Here is a 1428-nt window from a genome sequence, read left to right as displayed (position 1 = left end):
CAGATGGGGTGATTGGGGTCTCGGCCGACGCCGGAAGAGGGCGGCTGCTCCTGTCGTGATGTGAGAACGTGGTCGATGTGGAATCGCCACAAACATCGGGAAGGAGCAGCCATGAAGTACTTTGCCGGACTGGACGTGTCTTTGGAAGAGACCGCGATCTGCGTCGTCGATGAGAGCGGTCGCATCATGAAGGAGGCTCGAGCGGCGAGCGAGCCGCAGGCTTTGGCCGAGGCATTGCGTAAAGTCGACCTGGTGCTGGAGCGCGTCGGGCTGGAAGCCTGTTCACTGACGGCATGGCTTCACGACGGATTGCGCGCCGAAGGGCTGCCGGCGATCTGCATCGAGACGCGGGCTGCCAATGCGGCCATGAAGACGATGCCGAACAAGACCGACAGGAACGATGCCCGCGCGCTGGCGCAGATCATGCGCACCGGCTGGTACCGGCAGGTGCATGTGAAGAGCAGACAATGCCGGCTGTGGCGCTCGTTGCTGGTCGCCCGCCGGACGGTTCTCAACGAAATGCGCACGATCGAGAATGTGGTGCGTGCCATGCTGCGCGAAGCCGGCGTCAAGCTGGGCCTGCCGTCGCGGTCCGTCTTTGCCGGGCGGGTGCGCGAGCTGGTCGGCGCCGACGCCGAAGTGATGGCGATGGTCGAGCCGCTGCTTGCGATCCTCGGCGCCATGCTCAAGGAGTTCGCCCGGCTGACCAGGCAGGTTCTCGACATCGTGCGCAAGGAGGAGGTCTGCCGGCGGCTGATGTCGGCGCCCGGCGTCGGCCCGATCACGTCGCTCACCTTCCGCGCCACCATCGACCGGCCGGAGCGGTTCGGCTCCAGCCAAGCGGTTGGGGCGCATCTGGGGCTGACGCCCGCGCGCTACCAATCGGGTGAGACCGACATCCAGGGCAGGATCAGTCGCTGCGGCGACGAACTCGCCCGCACGGCCCTCTACGAGGCAGCGCATTCGCTGCTCGTACGCTCGAAGAAATGGTCGAGCCTGAGGGCATGGGGCATGAATGTCGCCAAGCGCCGTGGCATGGCGCGGGCGCGTGTGGCGGTGGCCCGTAAGCTGGCGGTCATCCTGCACCGGATTTGGGCCGACGCGACCGAATTCCGCTTTGGAAAGGAAATTGCCACCCCGGCGGCGTGAACCCGCCGCAAACATTGAAGGAGTAAGGAAAGGAGCTTTCGCCCGAACGGGCGATGTCCAGATCGTTCCGTGGGGACGATGGGCGAGGCGATCTCGTTGAGAGACCCGAACCTGCCGCTAAACCCGGCAAGGTCGTGAAACAGATTGAGACACCTCGCTCTCCTGACCCCATCATGCGGCGGCCAAGGCGCCGACCGCGAAGAGAAGCGAGTGACCTGCGGAACGGCCCTGGAAAAAAGTACAGGAGCACCTTGACCTCAACCACCCCAATCAGAGAGG

The 1428-nt window shown here is 64.8% G+C and carries 1 protein-coding gene; it reads left to right on the top strand.

Annotation, left to right across the window (positions count from 1 at the left end):
• Window positions 1-111 precede the first annotated feature (111 nt).
• On the top strand, window positions 112-1149 hold the full coding sequence (locus NKJ20_RS33970) for an IS110 family RNA-guided transposase (RefSeq protein ID WP_352749949.1): 1038 nt from the start codon (window positions 112-114) through the stop codon (window positions 1147-1149).
• Window positions 1150-1428: the final 279 nt, after the last annotated feature.

It is taken from the genome of Mesorhizobium sp. M0185 (assembly GCF_040322175.1).
In the GTDB taxonomy this organism is placed as follows: Bacteria; Pseudomonadota; Alphaproteobacteria; order Rhizobiales; family Rhizobiaceae; genus Mesorhizobium.
Note: the sequence above shows the minus strand (reverse complement) of the source record. Positions and strands in the feature narration are given on the sequence as shown.